This window comes from Corallococcus exiguus, from assembly GCF_009909105.1.
Classification (GTDB): Bacteria; Myxococcota; Myxococcia; order Myxococcales; family Myxococcaceae; genus Corallococcus; species Corallococcus exiguus.
Window position 1 is genome coordinate 182,231 of the sequence record NZ_JAAAPK010000011.1, and the last position, 23,798, is coordinate 206,028.

The 23,798-nt window shown below is 70.3% G+C and carries 14 protein-coding genes; 11 read left to right on the forward strand and 3 right to left on the reverse strand.

All coding sequences use genetic code 11. From position 1 onward, the window contains the following. Window positions 1-17: 17 nt before the first annotated feature. The 4 genes from GTZ93_RS33605 to GTZ93_RS33620 are packed head-to-tail and all read left to right on the forward strand — an operon-like array spanning window position 18 to window position 3,728. On the forward strand, window positions 18-1,103 hold the full coding sequence (locus GTZ93_RS33605; protein WP_161663212.1) for a hypothetical protein: 1,086 nt from the start codon (window positions 18-20) through the stop codon (window positions 1,101-1,103). Between the two features lie 44 nt (window positions 1,104-1,147). Continuing rightward, window positions 1,148-1,738, forward strand: coding sequence for an RNA polymerase sigma factor (locus GTZ93_RS33610; RefSeq protein ID WP_257979072.1), 591 nt, complete (start codon window positions 1,148-1,150; stop codon window positions 1,736-1,738). Next, the gene (locus GTZ93_RS33615) at window positions 1,735-2,535 is read left to right on the forward strand and encodes a tetratricopeptide repeat protein (RefSeq protein WP_120578290.1); all 801 of its coding nucleotides are present in this window, start codon (window positions 1,735-1,737) and stop codon (window positions 2,533-2,535) included. The genes GTZ93_RS33610 and GTZ93_RS33615 overlap by 4 nt, the downstream gene beginning before the upstream one ends. Further along, window positions 2,532-3,728, forward strand: coding sequence for a DUF7305 domain-containing protein (locus tag GTZ93_RS33620; RefSeq protein ID WP_139916810.1), 1,197 nt, complete (start codon window positions 2,532-2,534; stop codon window positions 3,726-3,728). The genes GTZ93_RS33615 and GTZ93_RS33620 overlap by 4 nt, the downstream gene beginning before the upstream one ends. Here the strand turns inward: GTZ93_RS33620 and GTZ93_RS33625 are convergent, their stop codons facing one another. Both GTZ93_RS33625 and purU read right to left on the reverse strand, forming a co-directional pair. Next, window positions 3,729-4,307 (reverse strand): dihydrofolate reductase family protein, encoded by a 579-nt coding sequence (locus tag GTZ93_RS33625; protein WP_219629057.1) that lies wholly within the window; start codon window positions 4,305-4,307, stop codon window positions 3,729-3,731. A gap of 14 nt (window positions 4,308-4,321) precedes the next feature. After that, window positions 4,322-5,185 (reverse strand): formyltetrahydrofolate deformylase, encoded by an 864-nt coding sequence (gene purU, locus GTZ93_RS33630; RefSeq protein ID WP_120578292.1) that lies wholly within the window; start codon window positions 5,183-5,185, stop codon window positions 4,322-4,324. A 165-nt stretch (window positions 5,186-5,350) separates the two neighbouring features. Here purU and GTZ93_RS33635 point away from each other — a divergent pair, with 165 nt between their 5' ends. The 7 genes from GTZ93_RS33635 (at window position 5,351) to GTZ93_RS33665 (ending at window position 21,644) form a co-directional block, all read left to right on the forward strand. Then, window positions 5,351-6,178, forward strand: a complete 828-nt coding sequence (locus tag GTZ93_RS33635) for a TIGR02587 family membrane protein (protein WP_257979073.1) — start codon at window positions 5,351-5,353, stop codon at window positions 6,176-6,178. Next, window positions 6,175-6,561: a hypothetical protein gene (locus GTZ93_RS33640; RefSeq protein ID WP_139916814.1), complete on the forward strand. Its 387-nt coding sequence runs from the start codon at window positions 6,175-6,177 to the stop codon at window positions 6,559-6,561. Before GTZ93_RS33635 ends, GTZ93_RS33640 begins: the two co-directional genes overlap by 4 nt. An 87-nt stretch (window positions 6,562-6,648) precedes the next feature. Beyond that, window positions 6,649-9,333: a carboxypeptidase-like regulatory domain-containing protein gene (locus GTZ93_RS33645; RefSeq protein WP_257979074.1), complete on the forward strand. Its 2,685-nt coding sequence runs from the start codon at window positions 6,649-6,651 to the stop codon at window positions 9,331-9,333. A gap of 31 nt (window positions 9,334-9,364) precedes the next feature. Further along, window positions 9,365-12,070: a carboxypeptidase-like regulatory domain-containing protein gene (locus GTZ93_RS33650; RefSeq protein WP_139916818.1), complete on the forward strand. Its 2,706-nt coding sequence runs from the start codon at window positions 9,365-9,367 to the stop codon at window positions 12,068-12,070. A 38-nt stretch (window positions 12,071-12,108) separates the two neighbouring features. Further along, window positions 12,109-15,366 (forward strand): carboxypeptidase-like regulatory domain-containing protein, encoded by a 3,258-nt coding sequence (locus tag GTZ93_RS33655; protein WP_139916820.1) that lies wholly within the window; start codon window positions 12,109-12,111, stop codon window positions 15,364-15,366. 46 nt (window positions 15,367-15,412) lie between these two features. Continuing rightward, entirely contained in the window at window positions 15,413-18,652 is a 3,240-nt protein-coding gene (locus GTZ93_RS33660; protein WP_161663213.1) for a carboxypeptidase-like regulatory domain-containing protein, read from the forward strand. A gap of 22 nt (window positions 18,653-18,674) precedes the next feature. Continuing rightward, window positions 18,675-21,644, forward strand: coding sequence for a carboxypeptidase-like regulatory domain-containing protein (locus GTZ93_RS33665; RefSeq protein ID WP_139916824.1), 2,970 nt, complete (start codon window positions 18,675-18,677; stop codon window positions 21,642-21,644). Between the two features lie 74 nt (window positions 21,645-21,718). Here GTZ93_RS33665 and GTZ93_RS33670 read toward each other — a convergent pair whose 3' ends face one another. Continuing rightward, window positions 21,719-23,797: a hypothetical protein gene (locus tag GTZ93_RS33670; RefSeq protein ID WP_139916826.1), complete on the reverse strand. Its 2,079-nt coding sequence runs from the start codon at window positions 23,795-23,797 to the stop codon at window positions 21,719-21,721. Window position 23,798 lies beyond the last annotated feature (1 nt).

The following is a 23,798-nucleotide window of genomic DNA, read 5'->3' on the forward strand; positions in this document are numbered from 1 at the left end:
AAGGTAGGTTTTACTGCATGTCCGTGTTGGAGGCCGTGGCGTGGCAGCGCGTGGTGGTGCTGGCCCTGGTGCTGGGCCTGTGGAGCCCCGCGTGGGCGGCCGAGCCGTGGCGGGCGGTCGTGCGCGTGGCGTCCACCGAGGACCGCGCACTGCTGGAGCGGGTGCGGGGGCAGAGCAGCGACCTGCCGGTGGTGCTGGAGGCGGAAGCAGGTCCGTCCATGGACTCGAGCCCCGGCGGTGCATGGCGTGAGGCGGAGCGGCTGGCTTCACGGAAGGACGCTCGCGCGGTGTTGTGGTTCACGCGAGACGGGGCGGAGCTGCGGGTGTCGGTGGCGGCTCCGCGCACGGGACACCTGTTCGTGCGGAGCGCGCGGGTGGAGGGTGCGCCGGAGACGCTGACGTGGTCCGTGGGCGCGGAGGCCTTGTCGTTGGCGGTGCGCTCGGCGCTGCGCGCGGTGGACGCGGGCGAACCGCTGGGTGAAGTGGTCGCGCCCCCTCCCCCGCCTCCCGTGGTGGCCGTGCCTCCTCCGCCCCCTGCGGCGCCGGTTCCGGTCGTCGAGGCTCCCGTGGCCCCGGCGGACGGGGCCTTCGTCCAGGTGGGCGTGCACGCGGCGCTGGACGGCTATCACTCCTGGGGACAGCAGGGTCTGTCCGTGGGCGCGGGATGGGCGGGCCGCGTGCTGCGCCTTCGCGCGCAGGTGCTGGCGGCGCTGCCGGTGCACCTTCAGGACGCGTACGCGGACATCCGCCTCACGCAGGGCTCCGCGCTGGCGTGGGCGGACGTGCCCGTCGTGAAGGCGGGGGCGTGGGAGGGCACGGTGGGCCTGGGGGCGGGTGTCGCGGGCTTCTGGCGGCGTACGGAGGCGCGGGCCGCGGAGGTGGAGCCGGCGCCCTCTCGCAGGGTGGTGGCCTTCGTCGTGGGGCCGGCGGTGCGGGTGGCGTGGCGGCTGGGGCCGGCGCTCGCGTTGGAGGCGGCGCTGTCGGGAGAGGTGCTCCTGGGACGCCCACGGCTGGGGTACGCGGTGGATGGCGGCTTCGTGCTCCGGGAGGACGGTGCGTCCGTGCGTCCCCGACTGGGAGTGGGGATGGTGATTTTTCCGTGAGCACCGATGACCCGAATTGGCGGCGTCCCTTCTCCTTGGGGGGCATGAGGAGCTCGGGCTCACATGCGACCGTCGCGCCCCGTGGCGAGGACGCCCGGCTGACGGCGGCCATGCGAGGACAGCGCGACGCGACCGAGTCCCTGCTCCTGGAGCTGCTGCCGCGCGTGCGCAACCTGGTGCGCTACCTGGTGCGGGGAGACATGGACGTGGAGGACATCGCCCAGGAGTCGCTCATCGCGCTGGTGCGGGGCCTGCCCACCTATCGCGGCGACGGGCGTTTCCACGGCTGGGTGGACCGGGTGGTGGTGCGCACCACGTTCGCGTGGCTCAAGCGTTCACGCGGCCGCGAGGCCCGCTACAGTGGGGACCCGGTGGAGTTGTTGGCGGTGCCGTCCGACGAAGCGCCGGCGGACGAATATCTGCACCGCCGTCACCTGGTGACGTTACTGGACAGGTTGTCGACGGAGCAGCGGCACGCGCTGGTGCTGCACCACGTCCTGGAATTGAGCGTGCAGGAGATTTCGACAGAGCTGGGAGTCCCCTTCGAGACCGTGCGCAGCCGCCTGCGCCTGGGACGCACCGCCCTGCGCGCGCTGGCCTCGGATGGCGAGGCACCCGAGGGGGAGTCGTCATGAGCCCCCGCCCCCCCGACGACGGTGACGGTGAGCCGCTGGACGACCTGCTGCGGCCCCTGGACAACGGCAGTGGGCCCGCGCGGCGGCTGTCCCGGCAGCGTTCGAGCGCGCTCGTCCAGGCGGCATTGGACGCGGCGCTCCAGCAGGCGCCGGAGCCCCCGCGAAGACGCAGGCGGCCTCCCGTGTGGTTGATGGCGGGCGCGGCGCTCGTCTTCACCGGGGCCGCGGCCGCCGCCGTGTGGCGCTATGCGCGGCCCGCGCAACCGCCCCCGCAGGTGCTGACGCCAGCCGTGCCGGAGCCGACGCGGATGGCCACGCTGGAGCCGGTGCCCCTGCCCCCGCCCGCGCCGCCCGAGCCCTTCGTCATCGAGCATCCGCGGCCGCTGCGTCCGAGCATCACCGTGAAGGAGTCGTCGAAGCCGGAGGACCTGCTGCGGCAGGCCAACGCGTTCCGTTCGGCGGGGAATTGGAAGGAAGCGGAAGGGCTGTATCTGCGCGTCATCCGCGCGGAGCCGTCGTCGCTGGCGGCGTACGTCGCGCGTGTGGCGTCGGGGGCGCTGCGGTTGGAGCACCTGGGCGACGCGCGAGGCGCCCTGCGCCAGTACCAGGACGCGGTGCGGCTGCAACCCGGTGGCATGTTGGATCCGGAGGCGCGCCACGGCGTGGCGGAAGCCCACCGCGCCCTGGGCGACACGGCGGCGGAGGCCCGAGCGCTGGGTGAGTTCCTCTCGCTGCATCCGGACTCGCCCCTGAGCGCGGCGTCGCGCGCGCGGCTCCGGGAGCTGTCGCCGCAATGAGGCTCCACATCGCGGGGTTCATGGCCTGGACCGCGCTGCTGAGCGCCGGGTGCACGGTGGATGATCCGGTGGCCACGCTGCGCTCACCCGACGCGGGGACCGACGTTCCGGATGAATGGGCGGCGCACTGCGAGGACAGCGGGCCTCCGCTCCTGCTGGGCAATCCGGCAGCGGGGCCTCAGGTGTGCAGCGGCCAGCTGGCGCAGACGCTGTTCCGCCGCGCGGCGTGTTCCTGCGAGGGACTGTCCCTCAGCGCTCCCTTCACCGTGGATGCGTTCCGAAGCTCGGCGGGCCCCTATGCCCCCGGTGGCACGGGCGGCGACGTGGGCGTGAACGGAGTCCTGTCCGCGAACGACCGCGTCACGGTGGGGGGCTTGCTCCAGGTGGGGGGCGTCCAGATCAGCAGTCCGCTCACGGTGGGCGGCGGTCTGGACAGCAACGGTCCCCTCTCCGGCCCCGGCACCTCCGCCACCGTGACGGGTGACGCACGGGTGAATGGGGACGTGGGGCTCGCCGCGCTCACCGTGGGCGGCGTGCTCACCGTCCCTCCGGAGTTCTCCCCGGGCCCTGCCCAGGCGTCGGAGCTGCGCCGCGAGCCCGTGCCCCCGGTCATCCCCTGTGACTGTGCCGAGGGTTCCCGCTTCGACCCGGCCGCGCTCATCGCCCACCACACCGTGGACAACGACAACGCCGCCATCGGCCTGGACCCGGCGACGCTGACGGACGTCACCGGCGAGCGCGTGCTGGAGCTGCTCTGTGGCCGCTTCCTGCTGACGCGCATCGCGGGGCCGGGCCGGGCCACGCTGCGCATCCGGGGCCGTACCGCGCTGTTCATCCCCGGTGGCGTGGACCTGAAGGAAGCGCTCACCGTGGACGTGCAGCCTCCCGGCGAACTGGACCTCTTCCTCGCGGGGGGCTTCATCGTGTCCGGCGACCTCACGCTGGGGTCCGCCGCCCTGCCCTCGCGGGTGCGCGTCTACGTGGCGGGCTCGCAGGCGTTGGACATCTCCGCGGGCAGCACGCTCGCGGGCAACCTCTACGCGCCCCAGGCCCAGCTCAACCTGAGCGGCAACGCGGAGGTCTTCGGCTCGCTCTTCGTGCGCCACCTGGAGGCGTCCGGCGCGGTGCAGGTGCACCACGACGCGGACGTGCTCGGCGCGGGCGCCGCGTGCCCCGCCGGCCAAGCGGGATGACTACCTTCTCGGCTCATACCTCATGGCCATCGCCCCCGAGGCGAGCTCCAGTCGGCTCACGAGCTTCAAGTCGAGAGGCTTGGACAGCCCCGCGAACAACGTCGGCCCGTGGCCCGCCAGCCTGGGATGAACCACGAGCTCATACTCGTCAATCAGTCCGAGCTCCGCCAACGCCAGCGGGAGCTTCACGCCTCCCACGAACAGCCCCTTCCCCGACTCCCTCTTGAGCTGTTGAACAGCCGTCCCCAGGTCCCCGCGCACGAGCTCCGCGTTCCAATCGACCCGGTCCAGGGTGCTCGACACGACGTACTTTTTTGCCGCGTCGATCGCCCGGGCGAAGGGGTCCGTCTGCTCAGGCCCCGCTCCCGCCCCTGCCTGCGGCCGAAACGCTTCCTCCATCATTTCGTAGGTCACCCGGCCAAAGAGGAGGGCATCGGCCCGTTCGAGGTTCTCGACCGCGTGACGGTGCAGGTCTTCGTCCGCGAAGCCCGCACGATGATCACAGCAGCCATCCAAGGTGACGTTGATGGAATACCGAAGGGGTCGCATTGCGTGAGCGTACCGCCGGTCGGCGGTCATCACCACCCACCCGCTCAGCGGAACACGACGGTCTTATGGCCGTTGAGCAGGATGCGGTGCTGCACGAACCACGTCACCGCGCGGCCCAGCACCACGCTCTCCACGTCGCGCCCCATCGCCGTCAGCGCCTCGGGAGACAGCGTGTGGTCCACGCGCTCCACGTCCTGTTCGATGATGGGTCCTTCGTCCAGGTCGCCCGTGACGAAGTGGGCCGTGGCGCCAATCAGCTTCACGCCCCGGTCGTAGGCCTGCTGGTACGGCCGCGCCCCCTTGAAGCTGGGCAGGAACGAGTGGTGGATGTTGATGAGCCGCCCGCGCAGCGCATCACACGTCTCCGCGGAGAGGATCTGCATGTACCGGGCGAGCACCACCAGGTCCACGCGCTGCTCGCGCACCAGTTCCAGCAAGCGCGACTCCTGCCGTTCCTTGTTCTCCGGCGTCACCGGCAGGTGGTGGAACGGAATGTCGTGGGACGCGGCCAGTTGGTAGAAGTCCCGGTGGTTGGAGACGATGGCCGGGATCTCCACCGGAAGGATGCCGCTGCGGTAGCGATACAGCAGGTCGTTCAGGCAGTGGCCAATCTTCGAGACCATCAGCAGCACGCGGGGCTTCTCCGCCGCGTCGTGCAGGTGCCACTCCATGGAGAAGCGCCCAGCGAGCGCCCCGAAGGCCTCGCGCAGCGCCGCGGGCTGCGCCTTCCCCTCTTCATCCGCGAAGTGCACGCGCATGAAGAACAGCCGCGTCTGCGGGTCGCCGTACTGGGCGCTGTCGAGGATGTTGCAGCCGTGCTCGGCGAGCCAGCCGGAGACAGCGTGGACGATGCCGCGCTGATCCGGGCACGACAGCGTGAGGATGTATTGGGCGGGACGCTCGGTCATGGACGGCGGCGATTATAGCCCCGCGGGTTGACGGCTCGTCCCCAGGCACGGCGGGGAGTGTCCGGTGTCATGCGAGGGGCACTTCCCTCTCCAGGAACCGAACCTAGACTCTGACCTGAGATGGCCGACAGTCTCCCAGCCGACGCAGCCCGCCGACGACGACCGGTGTCGGACTCCCTGCGCGAATACGGCCGGGGCATCGCGGGAGGCCTGCTCTTCAGCCTGCCGCTGCTCTACACGATGGAGGTGTGGTGGGCGGGCTTCACGTCCCATCCGGCCAGCGTGCTGGGCTACCTGCTGGCCACGTACGTGCTGCTGCTCGGATACAACCGCTACGGCGGCTTCCGCCGGGATGTGTGCTGGTTCGACGTCTTCACGGACTCGCTGGAGGAGCTGGGGCTGGGGCTGCTCGTGTCGCTGGGGGTGCTCGTGCTCATCGGCCGCATCGGACAGGGCACGTCACTCCAGGAAGCGGTGGGCATGGTGGTGGTGGAGGCCGGCACGGTGGCCATCGGCGTGTCGGTGGGCACCGCGCAGCTGGGCGGCCAGCACCGCGAGGAGAACGAGGACGAGGACAAGAAACGGCTGGAGTCCGCGGATCACGTTCCCGGCCAGCTGGTCATCGCGTTCTGCGGCGCGATGCTGTTCGCGGCCAACGTGGCGCCCACGGAGGAGATCGTGATGATTGCCGTGGAGACACCGCCCTGGTGCCTGCTGGGGCTCGCCGTGCTGTCGCTGCTGCTGGGCGGGCTCATCCTCTTCCAGAGCGACTTCACCCGCGCGCACCGCTTCACGCGCCGCCGCCTGCGCCGGGACGTGCTGGCGGGCACGTTCGTCACCTACGCGGTCGCGCTGCTGTCGAGCACCTTGGTGTTGTGGTTCTTCGGACGGTTCAACGGCAACGGCCTGAGCATCTGCGTGGCGCAGGTGGTGGTGCTGGGCCTGGCGTCGACGCTGGGTGCATCAGCGGGGAGGTTGCTCATCCAATCATGAAGACGAACTGGAACTGGCTGGAGGGCGTCGTCTTCATCGCGAGCTGCGTGCTCATGGCGCTCGTCATGGGCTACCTCGCAGTGGACGCATGGACGACGGGCAGCGGCCCACCGGACCTGACCGTGCAGGTGGGCGCGCCAGTGGCCAGCGAGAGAGCCCGGGAGTGGCGGGTGCCCGTCACGGTGACGAACCACGGCGACACGGCGGCGGAGGAGGTCCACGTGCGCGTGTCGCTTCGAGGCGGCCGCGAGCCGAAGGAGGAGGCGGAGTTCGTGCTGGCGTACGTGCCACGCCACTCCCAGCGCGAGGCCTGGGTCGCCTTCCGCGAGGACCCTGCTCCCGCGGGCGTGGAGGCACACGCGGTGGGCTTCGCCACGCCCTGACACCCGCTGCTATCCTGGCGGAACATGCACGCCAGGAAGACGTGGTGGTGGGCAGTCGCGCTTCTCTTCGGGATGAGCGGGGCCTGTGTGTCCGTACAAGGCACGCGGAGCCCCGGCGGTGACGCTTCGAGCAGGCTCCGCATCGACGCCAGCACGCCCCGCGCGGGGACGCACTCCACGCGGCCCAATCCATCCCCTCCGGTGGGCACGCTGCGCATCACCGGTGTGGTGCGCGACGCACGAGGTCCCGTCGCGGGGGTGGAGCTGTCCGCGACACGCGTGGACGCCGACAGCTTGTCGGAGCGTCCGTGTCCCTACCCGGAGCGCGCCCGCCCGCTGCAAACACCGCTCGAGCATTGCTTCCTGGAGCTGGCGGATTCCACCGCGCGCCTCGTGGAGTCCAGCGCGGGGGAAGCACCCCTGTTCGCGCGGACGGTGACGGCGGCGGATGGCACCTTCGTGCTCGAGGGCCTGCCGCCAGGCGCCTTCACCCTCTGGGCGCTGGGCGACACGGGCGCGGCGGTGCGGCCGGAGGTGCTTGCCGGCAGCGAGGGCGTGACCGTCTCGCTGGAGAAGGGCTTCTTCCTCTCCGGCACGGTGGTGGAGGAAGACGCGCGAACGCCCATTCCCGGAGCCTGGGTGACGGTGGTGCACGAGGCCTCGTCCCGCTTCTTCCGCGTGCTCACGGACACGCGGGGACGTTTTCACATCGGGCCGCTGCCGCCGGGGCGATACCTGAAGGTCGCGGGTGCGAAGGGTTGGGTCCCCGAGGCCGTCCGCGGCGACGTCTGGCTGAACGCGGAGGTGGAGGTCACGCTCGGGATCCAGCGGAAGCACCGGCTCGAGGGCGTGGTGCTCACGCAAGAGGGACGCCCCGCGAGCGGACTGACCGTCCACCTGCGGCCCAACGCGGAGTTTGGCCAGACGTTGACGACCCGGAGCGATGTCCAGGGCCGGTTCGCCTTCGACGGCATCCCCGCCACGGAGTTCATGGTCTGGGCCTGGAGCGACGGCCAGACTGCGTATGGCGACAGCTGGGCGACCCTGCCCCGAAGCGCCGTCATCCAGATGCGGCCCAGCACGTTCATCGAGGGCACCGTGAAGAACGAACGGGGGCAGCCCCTGAGCGGTGTGCGCGTGCGAGCTCACTCGGGTGGCGTGGGAGGGGGTCTTCCACCGGAGACCCGCACCGACGGAGCCGGTCACTACCGGTTGGGCCCGCTGTTGGACACCTCCGTCGAGCTCTCACTGAAAGGTGACCACTACCGCCTCCGACGCGAGCAACTGCTCCTGGGTGGAGCACGGACCGGCCCGTGGGACTTCACCCTCACGCGCGGCCTGTCGGTCGAGGGCACCCTGGTCGACACCGAAGGCAAGCCTGTCCCCGGCGTGTACGTGGCGCTGGGAACGGCTCACGCTTCCGGTGGGTTCACCTCCGCGGCAACGAATTTCGAGGATGCGTTCGGCGTGTCCGACGAGGCGGGACGCTTCGTCGCGGGTGCGATTGAAGCGGGCAGGAAGGACCTCTTCGTCGAAGCCCGGGGCTTCATCCCCCTGACGCTCCCCGTTCAGGTGCCCTCGACGGGGGTCCGCGTGGTGGTGGACCGAGGAGCGTCCGTGTCCGGCACGGTCACGGATGCGACGGGCCACCTCCTGCCCGAGGTGAGAATCGGTCTCTGGGATTCAGCGTCTCCGGACAGTCGTCCGCGACCCGACTTCCTCTCCACGGACAGAAATGGGGCCTTCTCGCTGAGCGGACTGAAGGCGGGCCGCTATGTGCTGGAGGCCTGGCAGCGCACGCCAGGCTCCGTGCAATGGGTTTCCCGGACCCTCGACCTGAAGGAACGGGACCACGCCGAGGTGTCCTTGCGATTCGATGAGGGCCGGACGCTGCACGGGATGACGACGGATGCCGCGGGTCAGCCCCTCCCAGGGGTCCGGGTCCAGGCCTGTCTCTCGCAAGAGGACTCTTTCGCTGGACGAACGCCTGAGCTGAGTTGCGTCCCCACGGCGGATGACAGTGTGCGGTCCGGCCCGGACGGCCGCTTCACCCTCCAGCACCTGACAACACCGGTGTCCCAGCTCGTCGCCATGAGAGAAGGCCTGCGCCTCAATCCCAGCCGCTCCCGGGGCGGGACGCCGGGCCCGCTCTCCCTGCGCGTTCCGGTGGGAGCCGACGACGTCCGGCTGGTCATGGAGCCCGCCCCCCGGTTGAGGGCACGGGTCGTGGATCCGGACGGCGCGCCCCTCCCCAGCACGGTATGGCTCGAGGAGGGCATCACCGGCATTGCCTCCCCGGGTCCGGCCCACGAACTCCAGGTGGAGGAGTACCGCCCGGATGGCCGTTTCGCCCTCCCCCTGGCGGAGGACCGGGAGACCTGGAACGTGACCGTCAGCGCGAAGGGATTCGTGGGCCTCAATCGGTACATCCAAGGGAGCCCTGGCCAGGACATCGACCTGGGGACCGTGAAGCTGCTCCGGGGCCGGAAGGTCCGGTTCGTCATCCTCGATGAAGCGACCCGCGTGCCCCTGGTGGGAGCACGCGTCTCCATTGAGCTGAATCCTGGCCTGGATGTCTCGCCCTATGAGGTCGCCAGCCCGCGCTCCTCTCGCTGGAACCTCGACCTCGCGGGCGCCGTCGAGTTCACGGACCTCCCCATTTCCCCCCTCCACTTCAAGATCATGACGGAGCCGGGTCTGCCCTTCCGCGAAGGCACCGTGGATGCGCGGCAGGAAGTCGTCACGGTGACGCTACCGGCTCCGGGCCACTGAGCCGGTGCCTTCACACCCGGGAGACAAGCGCATGAAGAGGGGACATCGCCGGGCAGCGTTCTTCTTCGCGGGCATCGTCGCGGTGCTGCTCCTGGCCTTCTTCCTGCGCTCGGACGAGAGCGCTTCGCTCCAATCAGGCCGAAGCTCCTCCGACGGCCCGCGCTTCTTCGCGGGCTCCAACACGGGCTCCTTCGCCATGGCCTCCACTAGGGAGGGGCTCCGCATCACCGGCGTCGTGCGTGATGCGCGCGGGCCCGTCGCGGGCGTGCAGGTGTCCGCGTCCCGCGTGGATGCGGACACCCTGTCGGAGCGCCCCTGTCCACGGACACCCCCGGGCCATGAATACTCCCCACAGCGGATGCGGCAGGGGGACTGCTGGTTCCAGGAGCTGGAGCTGGAGTACGCGCGCCTGGTGGATGCTCGCGAGGGTGAAGCGCCCGTGCTCGCCCAGACGGTGACGGCGGACGACGGGACGTTCGTACTCGAGGGCCTGTCCCCCGGCGCGCTCACCCTCTGGGCCCTGGGTGACACAGGCGCGGCCGTGCAGGCGGACATCCCGGCCGGCAGGGACGACGTGACGCTGACGCTGGAGAACGGCGTCTTCCTCTCCGGCACGGTGGTGGATGACGACACGCGGCTTCCCATTCCCGGTGCGCGGGTGACGCTGATCCACGAAGCCGGGTCCCGCTTCTTCGATGCGCTCGCGGACGTCCGGGGGCGCTTCCGCGTCGGGCCCCTGCCCCCGGGCCGCTACCTGCGGGTCGCGAGCGCGCAGGGGTGCCAGACCCAGGCCTTCCGCGAGGACGTCTGGCTCGATGCCGACGTGGACGTGACGCTCGCGCTTCGACGAAGGCACCGGCTCAAGGGCGTGGTGCTGACACCCGAGGGCCTTCCCGTGAGCGGCGTGGACGTCCATCTGGCGCGCTCCCAAGGGCCAGGCGAAACCTCGACCACCCGGAGCGATGGTCAGGGCCGGTTCGCCTTCGAGGAGGTCCCCGCCCTTCCGCATGAACTCTGGACCCGGACCAGGGATGAGACCGCCCATGGCCAGGCCTTGGGGACGCCTCCTGAAATGGTGGTCCTCCGGATGGAGCCCATCGAGTTCATGGAAGGGACCGTGAGGGACGAGCAGCACAGGCCGCTCGCGGGTGTGCGGCTGCGTGTGGGGGGGCACCACCTGGGTGGCCAACCTGTTCCAGAGGTGCTGACGGATGCGGCAGGCCATTACCGCCTGGGACCGTTGCTGGATCGCGCGGTCGAGCTCCGGTTGCTGCTAGCGCATTACACAGACCGGATGGAGAGAGTCACCCTGGGAGCTCCCCATGCGGGACCGTGGGACTTCACGCTCACGCGGACCCCGTCCCTCGAAGGCCAGGTGGTCGACACGGAAGGCGTGCCGCTCGCGGCCGTCCAGGTGACGCTTGCCATGACGCGAGAAGCTCCGGGGCGCATCTGGGAGCCGGCCGACGTCGATGAACGGACCAACACGTCGGACGCGTCAGGCCACTTCACCGTGGACAGCACGCATGAAGGCCCCGGCAAACTGACCGTCACGGCCCGGGGGTTCCTCGCCGTGAAGCTCCCCGTGGAGGTCCCGTCGACAGGCGTCCGGGTGGTGATGAACCGCGGCGCCTCCGTGTCCGGCACGGTGATGGATGCGACAGGACGTCCCCTGAGCAACGTGGACGTCCGGCTCTGGAACACCGAACCGCAGAGTGGAGCCCCCCACAGCACACCCGTGGACTCGCGGGGCGCCTTCTCGCTGGGAGGACTGGAGGCAGGGCACTACGTCCTGGAGGCCCGGCTGCGGACGCCCGGCATCGAGCACACCGCGTCGCAGCCCGTGGACCTGGAGGCAGGGATGCAGGCCACCGTGTCCGTGCGTTTCGAGGAGGGACGCACGCTGCAGGGGATGACGGTCGGCGGCGATGGACAGCCGATGTCCGGCGCGCGCGTCCAGGCCTGCCTCCTTCTAGAGGACATCCCCGCGTGGCAGGCCCACGCTCCCGACTGCACCGTCACGGGAGAGAGCGGCGTCCTCTCCGGACCGGATGGCCGCTTCGTCTTCAAGCACCTGACAGCCCCGGCCTACCAGCTCATCGCCTGGAAGGAAGGCCATGCCTTCGCGCCCTCGCGCTCGCAGGGAGGAACACCGGACAACACGGCCCTGCTCGTCACGATGGGACAGGGTGACGTCCGGTTGGTCCTGGAGCGAAGACCCCGCCTGCGAGGACAGGTCGTGAGCGATGACGGGACACCGCTGCCCTGCAAGGTCTTGGACCGGGGCACCTGGGTGCACGCTCTGGACGGGACGTTCGATCTCCCCCTGCCAGACGATGGCCCCGGGAGAACCCTGGTGAACGCGAAGGGCTTCTTCGAGCTTCAGCGGAAGTTCGTCGTGAGCCCTGGACGGGATGTCGACCTGGGAATGCTGTGGATGACCCGGAGCCGCACGGTGCGCTTCATCGTCTTGAATGAAGCGACACGCGTGCCGATGGCGGGCCTCGACGTCGCAATCCACCTGAGCGACAACGCGCCAAGGCCCAGCACCATCGGGAGTCTCTTCCATTTCGGGCGCCTCGACGCGCAAGGAAGCGCGGAGGTGGAGGGGGTGCCCTTCGAGGCCGCCACCTTCTCCGTCAGCATGAATGGGGGGCCGGAGCAGGGAGAAACGGACGTGCTCGTTGATGCGGCCCAGGAGACCGTCACGGTGCTGATGCCCGAAACGAACCGCTGAAGCTATCCTGCGCCTACGCACTTCAGGAGACGCGGCGCATGCGCAGGGGGAATCGGGCAGCCGGGTTCACGGTCGCGGTCGTCGTCGGACTGTTGCTCCTGGGCTTCTTCGTCCTGCGCGAGCATGGGAGTGCTCCAGGTCCTGCGTCCCAGCACTCCACCACCGCCTCCCGATTCTTCACCGGCCCCCATGCGAAGCAGGCTCCCGCCACGGGAAGCCCGCGCATCACCGGCGTCGTGCGCGATGCGCGCGGGCCCGTCGCGGGCGTGCGCGTGTTCGCGTCCCGAGCAGAACCCGAGGTCACGCTGTCGGAGCGCTCCTGCCCTCCTTCCGAGGATGCACCCGCTGAATCTCCGCCCCGGCTGATGGAGTGCTGGAACGAAGCCTTCGATGAGCTGGTGGATCAGATCGGCAAGCGTGAAGGAGAAGCCCCCACCGTCGCGGAGACCACCAGCGCGGAGGATGGCACCTTCGCGCTGGACGGACTTCCCGACGGAACGGTCACGCTCCATGCCTCCAGCGGCCAGAACGTGGCGATGCTCCCGGACGTGGCGACGGGTCAGCAGGACGTGGTGCTCGTGCTCGATGAAGGCCGCTTCTTCGAGGGCGTCGTCCTGGACGATGTGGTGGAGGGCAAGCCCATCGCGGGTGCCCGCATCACCGTCTTCACCCGGGAACACACGCGCTTCTTTCCCGCGACCGGCGGCGCGGATGGACGCTTCCGCATCGGGCCGGTACCGCCGGCCGACCATGGCATCCTCATCACGGCCCCGGGGTTCAGTCCGCTCCTGAAAATGGAAGCGGAGCCTCAAGAGGACACCTTCGTCCTGGACCGCCCCGCGAAGTTCGCGGGCACGGTCGTGACGGCGAAGGGAGCTCCCGCGCCCGGCATCTCCGTCCGCCTCCACACCCCCAGCCTCGCCCCTGAATCGCGCACCACCCTCACGGATGCGCGGGGACGCTTCTCCTTCCCCTCCAGCGAAGGCGTGCTCGCCCAACTCTTCGCGGAGACCCCGGCGCACGACGGCTTCGCGTCCCTCGGGACCGAGCCGCGCGAGGACGTGGTCCTCACGCTCGGGCCCGGCATGTTCCTCCAGGGCACCGTCAGCGACGAGAGCGGCAACCCGATTCCCAGCGCCCGGGTCGAGGCCTTTCGCCTCGATGAGGACGCACCTTCGCAGCGAGGCAGGACCGTCACGGATGCCCGGGGACATTACCGGCTGGGTCCCCTGTTCCGGATGCAGCACCTGGTGGCGGCCCGCGCCGAGCACTACGTCGACAGGAGAGAGGAGCACGAAGAGCCCGAACAGACCGAGGTGTCGCTCGACTTCACCCTGCAGCGTGCTGTCTCCTTGGAGGGCGTCCTCGTCGACGAAGCGGACCAGCCGCTCGCGGGCCTCGAAGTCCAGCTGCATCCGGGCGTGGCGCCGAGGCTCTCCCCCTACCTAGGCGTCATCACGGACTACACCGTGACGGACGAAGCCGGACGCTTCCTCCTGGACGCGAAGGAGGCGGGCGCCGCGTGGCTGGACGTCAGTGGCACGAACTTCATTCCCCAGCGCGTCAACGTGACGCTTCCGTCGAGCAAACTGCGGCTGGTGCTGCGCCAGGGCGCGAGCGTCGCCGTCACCGTCCTGAGCGCGGCGGGGGCGCCGGTGCGGGACGCCCGGGTGACGCTCTGGCAGCGCGACGCGCGCGGCGAAGCCGACCATGCCGGCGGAACCGACACTCGGGGCCAGGTCACACTCCAGGGTGTTCCTCCGGGCAGGTACGTGGCGGAGGCCCTCGTTCCAGGAAGGGCCGTGGACGTCTATGCCTCGCAATCGCTTGAGGTCCTGCCGGGAGAGGCGCCGTCCGTGACGCTGCGGATGGAGGAAGGCCGGACCCTGCGGGGCGTGGCCATGACGTCCCAGGGCCGGCCTCTGCCCGGGGTCCACATCCGCGCGAAAGTCCTGGACGCGGACCGCCCCCTCTACCGTGACCGTGGCGAACGGTTCAGGTCCAGGACGGAGCGGCGCGCCGAGGGTGTCCACACGGATGCCGAAGGCCACTTCCTCCTCCGCTCGCTGAGCGCCTCCCGCTATGAGCTCACCGCGTCGCTCCAGGAGCATTTCCTGGACGCCCAGTCCTCGCAGGGCGTCCGTGCTGGCGAATACGAGACCGCCGTGGTGGACCGGGACACAACGGAAGTCCGCCTGATGATGCGGCGCATCCCGCATGTGCGGGGCCGGGTGGTGGCGGAGGGCGGCGCGAAGCTGGAGTCCTTTGTCGTGAACGACCACGAGTACACGGACCCGGATGGCCACTTCGACCAGCAGCTGATCGAAGTGAGCGGCCCCCAGCGGATCGTGGTGCAAGCCCGCGGGTTCGCGCCGGTGGAACGCACCGTCACACCGGACGGAGAAAGCGAGCTGGACCTCGGCACGCTCACGCTGACGCGAGGGAGGACCCTGAAGGTGTTCCTGCGAGAGGCAGCGACGGGTGCGCCGTACACCGGACGCGTTCGCGACGATTCAGGCCAGGAGACGACGGTGGCCGTCAGCTATCACGTCGAAGAAGACGGCGTCGCGGACGGCCCGTCCTTCCGGGTGCCGACGCAAGCCGTGCCCTCGAAGGACGGCTCGCTGCTGATGGAGCAGGTGCCCACCACGGCGTGCACGCTCGAGGTGGACACCGAGCTCCACCTGCCGCTGCGCGTGACGGTGGGCGCGGAGGTGGAGCACATCACCCTCTCGCTCGAGAAGGGCGCCCGCGTGACGGGCCACGTTCGCGACGCGCAAGGCCAGCCCGTGAAGGCCCAGCTCATCTTCACGCGTCCCGACGGCTCGGAGTTTCGACGTAAGCCCCGCCCGGGTGACTTCACGCTCGCGGTCATTCCTCCGGGGCTCTACACGGTGGATGTCTGGCCGGAGGAGCGGACGAATGAAGTCATCTTCCAACCCCGCGTGGTGCGAATCCCCAGCAGTGGCGACGTCACGCTCGAATTCAACGCCCTGGGCGCGGGCACCACCGTCACGCTCCGGCTGCCGGAGGATGTCGGCACCGCGTTCCTGCTGTCCGGACGGGCCCCCACTCCCAACAACAGCAGGGCCTTCAATCACCTGATCCATCAGGGGCACCCATTGACCGAATGGAGCGGCACGTCCGTCACGTTCCGCCGTGTGCCCGCCGGCCACTACACCGTCATCGCGGGCAACCGCGGCAAGGACCGCATCCACCGCGAGGAGCTGGACGTGCCCGCCGAAGGCACCGTGTCCCGAGACGTGAAGCCGGTGTGGATGCCCCTCGCGCGCTGACTCACGCGCTATCCTGCCGCGCATGGGGAATGGCAGACCTGGGGGATTGAAGCCTTGGCTGGGAGGGGCCGCGCCGACCGTCGTCGCGCTCCTCGCCTTCCTGCTGTGGAGGTCCCAGGACGCGTCCTACGGAACGGGCTCGGCGCCGTCCCCCAATGCCTCCGCCGCAAGTCTGGTGGCGCGCACCACCCGGCTGACCACCGCACCAGGTTCCACGGGCACCGCGCGCATCACGGGCCGCGTACAAGGCACCCACGGACCGGCCGGGGGCGTGCGCGTGTTCGCATCCCGCGCGGAGCCCGAGGTCACGCTGTCGGAGCGCTCGTGTCCTCCTTCCGAGGATGCACCCGCTGAATCTCCGCGCCGGCTGATGCAGTGCTGGAACGAAGCCTTCGACGAACTGGTGGATCAGGTGGACAAGCGTGAGGGCGAAGCCCCCACTGTCGCGGAGACCACCAGCGCGGAGGACGGCACCTTCGTCCTGGAAGGACTTCCCGAGGGAACGGTCACGCTCCAGGCCTCCAGCGGCCAGGACGTGGCGATGCGCCCTGACGTGACGACGGGCCAGCAGGACGTGGTCCTCGTGCTCGAGGAAGGGGCCTTCTTCGAGGGCATCGTCCTGGACGGGCCGACGGGAACCGAGCCCATTGAAGGAGCCCGCGTCACCGTCTTCTCCCATGAACACACGCGCTTCTTCCCTGCGACCAGCGGCGCGAACGGACGCTACCGCATCGGGCCCGTGCCTCCGGCAGACTACGGCATCCTCGTCACGGCCGCTGGCCGCGGCCCCAACCTGCGCATGAACGCGGATCCGCTGGAGGAGGACACCTTCATCCTGGACCGCCCCGCGAAGTACGCAGGCACGGTCGTGACGGCGAAGGGAGCTCCCGCGCCCGGCGTCTCCGTCCGGCTGTACACGCCCAGCGCCGCGCCCGAGTCGCGCACCGCCCTCACGGATGCGCAGGGGCGCTTCTCTTTTCCCTCCTTCGAAGACGTGCCCGGGCAGCTCTTCGCGGAGACGGCGGCACATGACGGTCTGGCCCATCTCTGGACGGGGCCCCGCGAGGACATCGTCCTCACGCTCGGGCCCGGCATGATCCTCCAGGGCAACGTCAGCGATGAGGGCGGAAGGCCGATTCCCGGCGCTCGGGTCATGGCGGATCCCTGGGATGCGAACGCGCCGTCACCGCGCGGGCAGACCGTCACGGATGCGAAGGGCCATTACCGCCTGGGCCCGCTCTTCCGGCTGCCGCATTTCGTGGCGGTTCGCGCGGCGCACTACACCGACGTGGAGCCAGAGCACCAGGAGCTTGGCGGCGTCCAGGAGACCCTCGACTTCACGCTGCCGCGAGCCGTCTCCGTGGAGGGCGTCGTCGTGGACGAGGCAGGCAAACCGCTCGCGGGCCGCGAAGTCCGGCTCCATCCAGAGGCGACGCCGGATCCATCCATGGATCTCGTCACGGACCACGCCCAGACGGACGAAGCCGGACGGTTCACCCTGGACGCGGTGGAAGCAGGCACCGTGTGGCTGGACGTCGACGACGCGACCTTCGTCCCGCAGCGCTTCGCCGTGGAGCTTCCGTCACGGGACACGCGGCTGGTGCTGCGCCGGGGTGTCCGCGTCTCCGTCACCGTCCTGAGCGCTCTGGGCGCACCGGTCCGCAATGCACAGGTGAAGCTGTGGAAGCGCGACGCGCGCGGCGAATCCGACCACGCCGGGGTCACCCACGCGCGCGGACAGGTCACACTCCAGGGAGTGGCCCCCGGCGCCTATGTGGCGGAGGCAACGGTCTCGGAACGGGCCGTGGACGTGCACGTCGCCCAACCGCTGGAGGTCCAGGCGGGGGCAGCGGCGTCCGCCACGCTGAGGCTGGAGCAGGGCCGGCTCCTGCGGGGCCTCGTCGTGAGTCCCCAGGGCCTGCCCCTGTCCGGTGTCGCCGTCCGCGCGGAGCTCCTGGACGCGGATCGGCCCCGCTACCGTGGCGAGCCATCCAGCATGAGCGTGCCCCCCGAGGGCATCCGCACGGATGCCGAAGGCCGCTTCACCCTGCGCTCGCTGAGCACGGCCCGCTACGCGCTCATCACGAGGCATCCGGGGCACGTCATCGACGCCTCCCTGTCACAGGGCACCACTCCTGGCGAGGACAAGACCGTGGTGGTCCGAGGCGACACGGGAGAGGTCCGGCTGGTGCTGCGACGCATTCCGCACCTGCGGGGCCAGGTCGTGGCGGAAGCCGGCGCGACGCTGGAGTGGTTCGAAGTGAACGGCAACAGATACACCCAGCCGGACGGCCGCTTCGACCAGCCCCTGTACGAAGCCACCGGACCGCAGCGGTTCGTGGTGCGCGCCAAGGGCTTCGCGACGGTGGATCGCACCGTCACGCCGGACGGAGAGAACGACGTGGACCTGGGCACGCTCACGCTGACGCGGGGCAGGACGGTGCGGGTGCTCCTTCGCGATGCCGCGACGGGCGAGCCCTTCACCGGACGCGTGCGCGGTGACTCCGGGCAATGGGCGACCATCGCCACCGGCTATCGGATCCATGGCGAAGGCGTCGCGGACGGACCGCCCTACCTGCCCGCCACCGGGGCGGTGCCACGAAAAGATGGCTCGCTGCTGCTGGAGAACCTGCCCACCACCGCGTTCACGCTCGAAGTGGACACCCAGCTTCACCTGCCGACGCGGGCGACGGTGGGCGCAGCGGAAGACAGCATCACGCTCTCGCTCGACTCCGGCGCCCGCGTGACGGGCCACGTCCGCGATGCGCGAGGCCAACCCGTGGACGTCCAGCTCACCTTCACGCGCTCGGACGGCCTGACGCTTCAACGCTATCCCAGCACCGGGGCCTTCACCCTCCGGGCCATTCCTCCAGGGCTCTACACGGTGAATGCCTGGATGGAGAACGGACCGCGCGACACCGTCTTCCAGCCCCGCACCGTGAGGGTGCCTCCCAGCGGCGACGTCACCCTCACCTTCGACGCCCTGGGCACCGGCGCCACCGTCACGCTGCGGCTGCCGGAGGACGTCGACACCGCGTTCCTGCTGTCCGGCCAGGCTCCAGCGCCCGACAGCGGCAGGGCCTTCGAACACCTGAGCCTCCAGCAATATCCCGGTGAGGAATGGACCGGCACGTCCGTCACGTTCCGCCGCGTTCCCGCCGGCCACTACACCGTCATCGCGGGCAACCGAGGCAAGGATCGCATCCACCGCGAGGAGCTGGACGTGCCCGCCGAAGGCACGCTGTCCCGCGACGTGAAGCCGGTGTGGATGCCCCTCGCGCGCTGACTCACGCGCTATCCTGCCGCGCATGGGGAATGGCAGACCTGGGGGGCTGAAGCCTTGGCTGGGAGGAGCCGCGCTGACCGTCGTCGCGCTCCTCGCCTTCCTGCTGTGGAACACCCAGGCGCCTTCGTCCGCGAAGGACTCGCCCGTGCCTACGGCGTCGTCCGCCCTGAAGCCGGCGGCGCGGGCGGCACGGGTGACCACGGCACCGAGTCCCGCGGGCACCGCGCGCGTCACGGGCCGCGTGCTGGGCATCCACGGTCCGGCCGCGGGCGTGCGCGTCTCCGCGTCCCGCGTGGAGCCCGGGGTCACGCTATCGGAGCGGTCCTGTCCCAATCCTTCCGGCCAGGACGACGCACGGGCTCCGGCCCTCAAGAGCGGCGCGTGCAGCTTCGACTCCGAGCGCATGCAGTGGGAGTCCGTGGAGGCCCGCGACGGCGAAGCCCCCGTGTTCGCGGAGGCGGCCACTGACGAGGAGGGCCGCTTCGTATTGGAAGGATTGCCCGAGGGCCTCATCACGCTCTGGGCCCTGGGCGACACGGGCGCGGTGTCGCAAGGTGGCGTGGCGGTGGGCTCGATCGACGTGACGCTGACGCTGGAGCAGGGCGTCCTCTTCGAGGGAACCGTCACGGACACGGACCGGAAGACGCCCATCCCAGACGCGCGGATAACGCTCGTCTCCCGCTGGCACACGCGCTTCTTCGACGCGTCCACCGACGCCGAGGGCCGCTTCATCGTGGGCCCCCTGCCCCAGGGCGAGTACGCCGCCTTCGTCACCGCCGAGGGCCGGTCCCCATGGTTCCAACCGCAAGTCGAATCCCCCACCGCGATGACGACCGTGGTGCTCGCGCGTGCGCTCGCCCTGACGGGACAGGTCCTCTCCGTGGAGGGCTCGCCGGTGCCGGGCATCCTGGTGCACCTCGAAGGCGACACCGCGACGGCGTCCACCCAACGCACCACGACCGATGGCACGGGGCGTTTCCGCTTCACCGCGCCCGCCGTCCTCCACCAACTCACCGCGGAGGCCGGGGGCGCGTTCGCCACGCTGGACGTGACACCACCCCTGGAGCACGTGGAACTGCGGCTCCAGCCCGGCGTGTTCGTCACGGGCATGGTGCGAGACGACACAGGCCACCCCATCCCGAACGCACGCGTGGAGACCTACCGCGAGGACGGCGGTCCCGTCGCCGCCGAGGCAACCACCGTGACGGACGCCGCGGGCCGCTACCAACTGGGCCCCACGCGCCCGGGGCCGCATACCTTCCGGATCCTCGCGGCACATCACCTGGACGTGGAGTTGCAGGCCCAGAAGCTCCAGCAGGGCATGGCGTCCCTGGACTTCACGCTCCGGCGCGCGCTGAGCGTGGAGGGCCGCGTCGTCGACACGTCGGGCGCTCCGCTCGAGGGCATCCTCCTGTCGCTGTCTGGCAGCTTCGGCGACGGTGACGGCATCGACTCGGGTGGCGCCCAGCGCTCGGATGCCACCGGGCACTTCATCCTGGACGTGAAGCGCGCGGGGACGGGTGAGCTGTCCGTGGAGGATCCGTCCTTCCAGCGTCAAACCCTCGCGGTGCGCGTCCCCTCGCGGGATGTCGTCGTGGTGCTGGACCGGGGAGCCTCCGTGTCCGGCACCGTCTCCGATTCGCGAGGGCTGCCGCTGCGGGGAGCCACCGTGACGTTGGGGACGGAGGCGCAGGAGGACGCGCCCTACGAAGAGCCACGTCAGGCCCTGACGGACGAACAGGGCCGCTTCCACCTGCAAGGGATTGCCCCAGGCACCTATCTCCTGGGGGCCGTCATCCGGGGAGACCTGATGGACGCGTCGGTGTCCCAGTCCATCACCTTCAAGGCGCGTGAACACCGGGACGTGTCCCTGCGCCTGGAAGCAGGCCGTGAGCGCTCCGGCATCGCGGTGGATGGGAAGGGCCAGCCGCTCGCGGGTGTCATCCTCATCGCGGTCTTCCTCGATAGCGATTCATCCGATTCGCTAGCCACCGATGACGAGTGGCCTCCCGGCCTCCGCACGGGCCCGGACGGACGCTTCACCTTGCGCGGGCTCGTGGCTCCTCGCTACGCGCTGATGGCCCAGCTGCCGGGCTACACCTTCCGCCCCAGGCGCTCCCAGGGAGGCGAGCCCGCCCCGGAGTTCGGAGGCATCTGGGTGGACTCCAGCGAGGCTCCCCTCCAACTCGTGCTGGAGCGCGACGGACGCATCCGGGGCCGCGTCGTGGAACCTGGAGGCCAGGCCGTCACCTCGTTCCAGGTGACGGGCACGAACCTCAAGGACTTCGAACAGTCCACCGGGTTGCCGGACGGTGCCTTCGACGTCCCCTTCACCGCCTCGGGCCCGGACATGCTGACCGTGACGGCCCCCGGCTTCATGCCGCTGAAGCGCCCCGTGAACCTGACGGAAGGCGTGGACGTGGACCTGGGCGTGCTGACGCTCGACCCCGGCTGGACGCTGCGGCTCGCCGTCCACGACGCGGAGACGGGCGAAGCCCTGTCCCAGTTGGAATCCTTCCGCGCGACCATCACCGAGCCAGGAGACTCCGACGTCGCTCGCGCGATGGCGCGTCCCCGAAACGTCGCCCTTCGCGACGGCGTCTACACCCTGTCGCAGCTGCCGCCCCCGCCCTTCACCCTGTCGCTCCACAGCCGCAACGCGCGCCCCTTCGAGCAGGAGGTGACGGCCCGCGTGGACACGCTCACCGTGGCGCTGGACCGCGCCGCGACGGTGCGGCTCCTGGCCCAGGACACGAACGGCACGCCGCTGCCCGCGCTCGTCTCACTGAAGGAGATGGGGAGATCTCCCATGACCCGCTACCAGGCCCCCGCCCCGAAGGGCACCCTCATCCTCCGAGGCATCGAACCCGGCGAGTACCTGCTTGATGCCCGCGCGGCAGACCCGGACGAAGGGCCACGCTTCACGCCCCGGAAGGTACAGATTCCCGCCCGAGGTGAGGTGACGTTCACCGTGGAGGCCACCCCTCCGTGAAGCCAAGCGGCCCCCAATGAAAACGGCGGCCTTCCCTGGGGAAGGCCGCCGCTCTCACTGCTTCGGGCTCCGGACTACTGAGCAGTGGTGATGGTGCCCACCGCCACGTTGATGGTCTGCAGCGAGCCGGAAGCCGGCAGCGCGTGCGCCTTGAGGACGGTCAGCGGCACCACGGTGCCGGCCGGCGTCTCGGCGGTAGCCTTCACGGTCAGCGCCACGGACAGCAGCGCGCCGTTGTACGCATGCGCCGCAGCGCCCTTCTGGTACACGCCCACGCTCAGCATGCCGCCCTTCACGGCCGACTTGAGCAGCTGGGGCGCGGTGCCAAGGTCGTAGCCAGCGTTGGCCACGTACTCGGTGCCGTCCACGGTGGACCAGTCCGCGGTGGCCGCATCCAGCCCCAGCTTCAGGTCCGCGCCGCGGCCGGACTGGCCCGTGGGGCCCACCAGGTCCAGCACCAGCGTGTTGCCCGAGGACAGGGTGGCGTTGCGAACCAGGCGCCAGCCCGTACCCGTGGGGTCCACGTACTTCACCGTGCCGGCGACGGGCACGGTGATGGAGGCGGAGTCCTTCTTCGACGCATCCGCCACGCTGGTGGCCGTCACGGTGAACGTGCCCGGCTTGTTCGGCGCGGTGTACACGCCCGCGCTGGTGACGGTGCCGTTGGCCGAACCGCCCTCCACGGCCCAGGTCACCGCGACGACGGAGGTGCCCGTGACTTCGGCCGTGAGGTTGACGGAGGTCCCCTGGTCCACGGTGGCCGTCTTCGGAGAGACCGTCACCGCCACCGTCGGAACGACGATGTCGCCCACGGTGAGGGTGGCCGAGTCGGACTTCGTCGGATCCGCCACGCTGGTGGCCGTCACGGTGAACGTGCCCGCCTTCTTCGGCGCGCGGTACACGCCCGTGCCGCTGACGTAGCCGTTGTCGTCACCGCCCACCACGGACCACTGCACCGCGGCGTTGCTGGTGCCGGTGACCTGGGCGGACAGGGAGATGGTGGCATCCTGCGCCACCGAGCCCGTCTTCGGAGTGACACTCACCGCCACCGTCGGGACGACGATGGCGTCCACGGTGAGGGTGGCCGAGTCGGACTTCGTCGGATCCGCCACGCTGGTGGCCGTCACGGTGAACGTGCCCGCCTTCTTCGGCGCGCGGTACACGCCCGTGCTGCTGACGGTGCCGTTGGCGTCACCGCCCACCACGGACCACTGCACCGCGACGTTGTTGGTGCCGGTGACCTGGGCGGACAGGGAGAAGGCGGCATCCTGCACCACCGTGCCCGTCTTCGGAGAGACCGTCACCACCACCGTCTCGATGACGACGGGGTCCACCCGGATGGTGGCCGTGGCCTTCTTCGCCGGGTCCGCCACGCTGGTGGCCGTCACGGTGAACGTGCCCGTCTTCTTCGGCGCGCGGTACACGCCCGTGGTGCTGACGTAGCCGTTCGCGTCGCCACCCTCCACGGACCACTGCACCGCCAGGTTGTTGGTGCCGGTGACCTCGGCCGTCAGCTGGACCGTGCCATCCCAGGTGGTGGTGCCCGACGAGGGGCTCACCGTCACCTTCACCTCCCCGACGACGACCGGCTCCACCGTGATGGAGGCGGAGCCCTTCTTCGTCGGGTCCGCCACGCTGGTGGCCGTCACGGTGAACGTGCCCGGCGTGTTCGGCGCCGTGTACCGGCCCGTGCTGCTGACGGTGCCGTTCGCGTCGCCACCCTCCACGGACCACTGCACGGCCGTGATGGAGGAACCGGAGACTTCCGCCGTCAGGTCCGCGACGGTCCCCTGACCGATGGTCGCCACCTCCGGCGTCACCTTCACGATGACCGTCGGAGTCGGAACTGCCTCCACCTTGACGGTGGCCGAGTCCTTCTTCGAGGTGTCCACCGCGTTGGTGGCCACCACGGTGTACGTGCCGGCCTCGGCCGGCGCGGTGTAGATGCCCGAGCTGCTGATGGTGCCGTGGGAGTCGCCTCCCTCCACCGACCAGAGCACGCGCGGTTCCTTCGCGTCCTTCACCGCCGCGCTGAAGGTCGCCTTCTCACCGGCCTTCACCGTGACGTTCTTCGGAGTCACCGTCACCGGCCCCGTGTCGGGGTCGGAGCAGGCCGCCAGCGCCCCAATCAGGAGCGGAACAATGAGCTTCATC

Bases quoted from the DNA above. Each gene is read 5' to 3' on its own strand.
- purU (WP_120578292.1), bottom strand. From the start codon at position 5,185: ATGACCGAGCGTCCCGCCCAATACATCCTCACGCTGTCGTGCCCGGAT.
- GTZ93_RS33655 (WP_139916820.1), top strand. From the start codon at position 12,109: ATGCGCAGGGGGAATCGGGCAGCCGGGTTCACGGTCGCGGTCGTCGTC.
- GTZ93_RS33610 (WP_257979072.1), top strand. From the start codon at position 1,148: ATGAGGAGCTCGGGCTCACATGCGACCGTCGCGCCCCGTGGCGAGGAC.
- GTZ93_RS33605 (WP_161663212.1), top strand. From the start codon at position 18: ATGTCCGTGTTGGAGGCCGTGGCGTGGCAGCGCGTGGTGGTGCTGGCC.
- GTZ93_RS33620 (WP_139916810.1), top strand. From the start codon at position 2,532: ATGAGGCTCCACATCGCGGGGTTCATGGCCTGGACCGCGCTGCTGAGC.
- GTZ93_RS33665 (WP_139916824.1), top strand. From the start codon at position 18,675: ATGGGGAATGGCAGACCTGGGGGGCTGAAGCCTTGGCTGGGAGGAGCC.
- GTZ93_RS33650 (WP_139916818.1), top strand. From the start codon at position 9,365: ATGAAGAGGGGACATCGCCGGGCAGCGTTCTTCTTCGCGGGCATCGTC.
- GTZ93_RS33640 (WP_139916814.1), top strand. From the start codon at position 6,175: ATGAAGACGAACTGGAACTGGCTGGAGGGCGTCGTCTTCATCGCGAGC.
- GTZ93_RS33670 (WP_139916826.1), bottom strand. From the start codon at position 23,797: ATGAAGCTCATTGTTCCGCTCCTGATTGGGGCGCTGGCGGCCTGCTCC.
- GTZ93_RS33615 (WP_120578290.1), top strand. From the start codon at position 1,735: ATGAGCCCCCGCCCCCCCGACGACGGTGACGGTGAGCCGCTGGACGAC.
- GTZ93_RS33625 (WP_219629057.1), bottom strand. From the start codon at position 4,307: ATGACCGCCGACCGGCGGTACGCTCACGCAATGCGACCCCTTCGGTAT.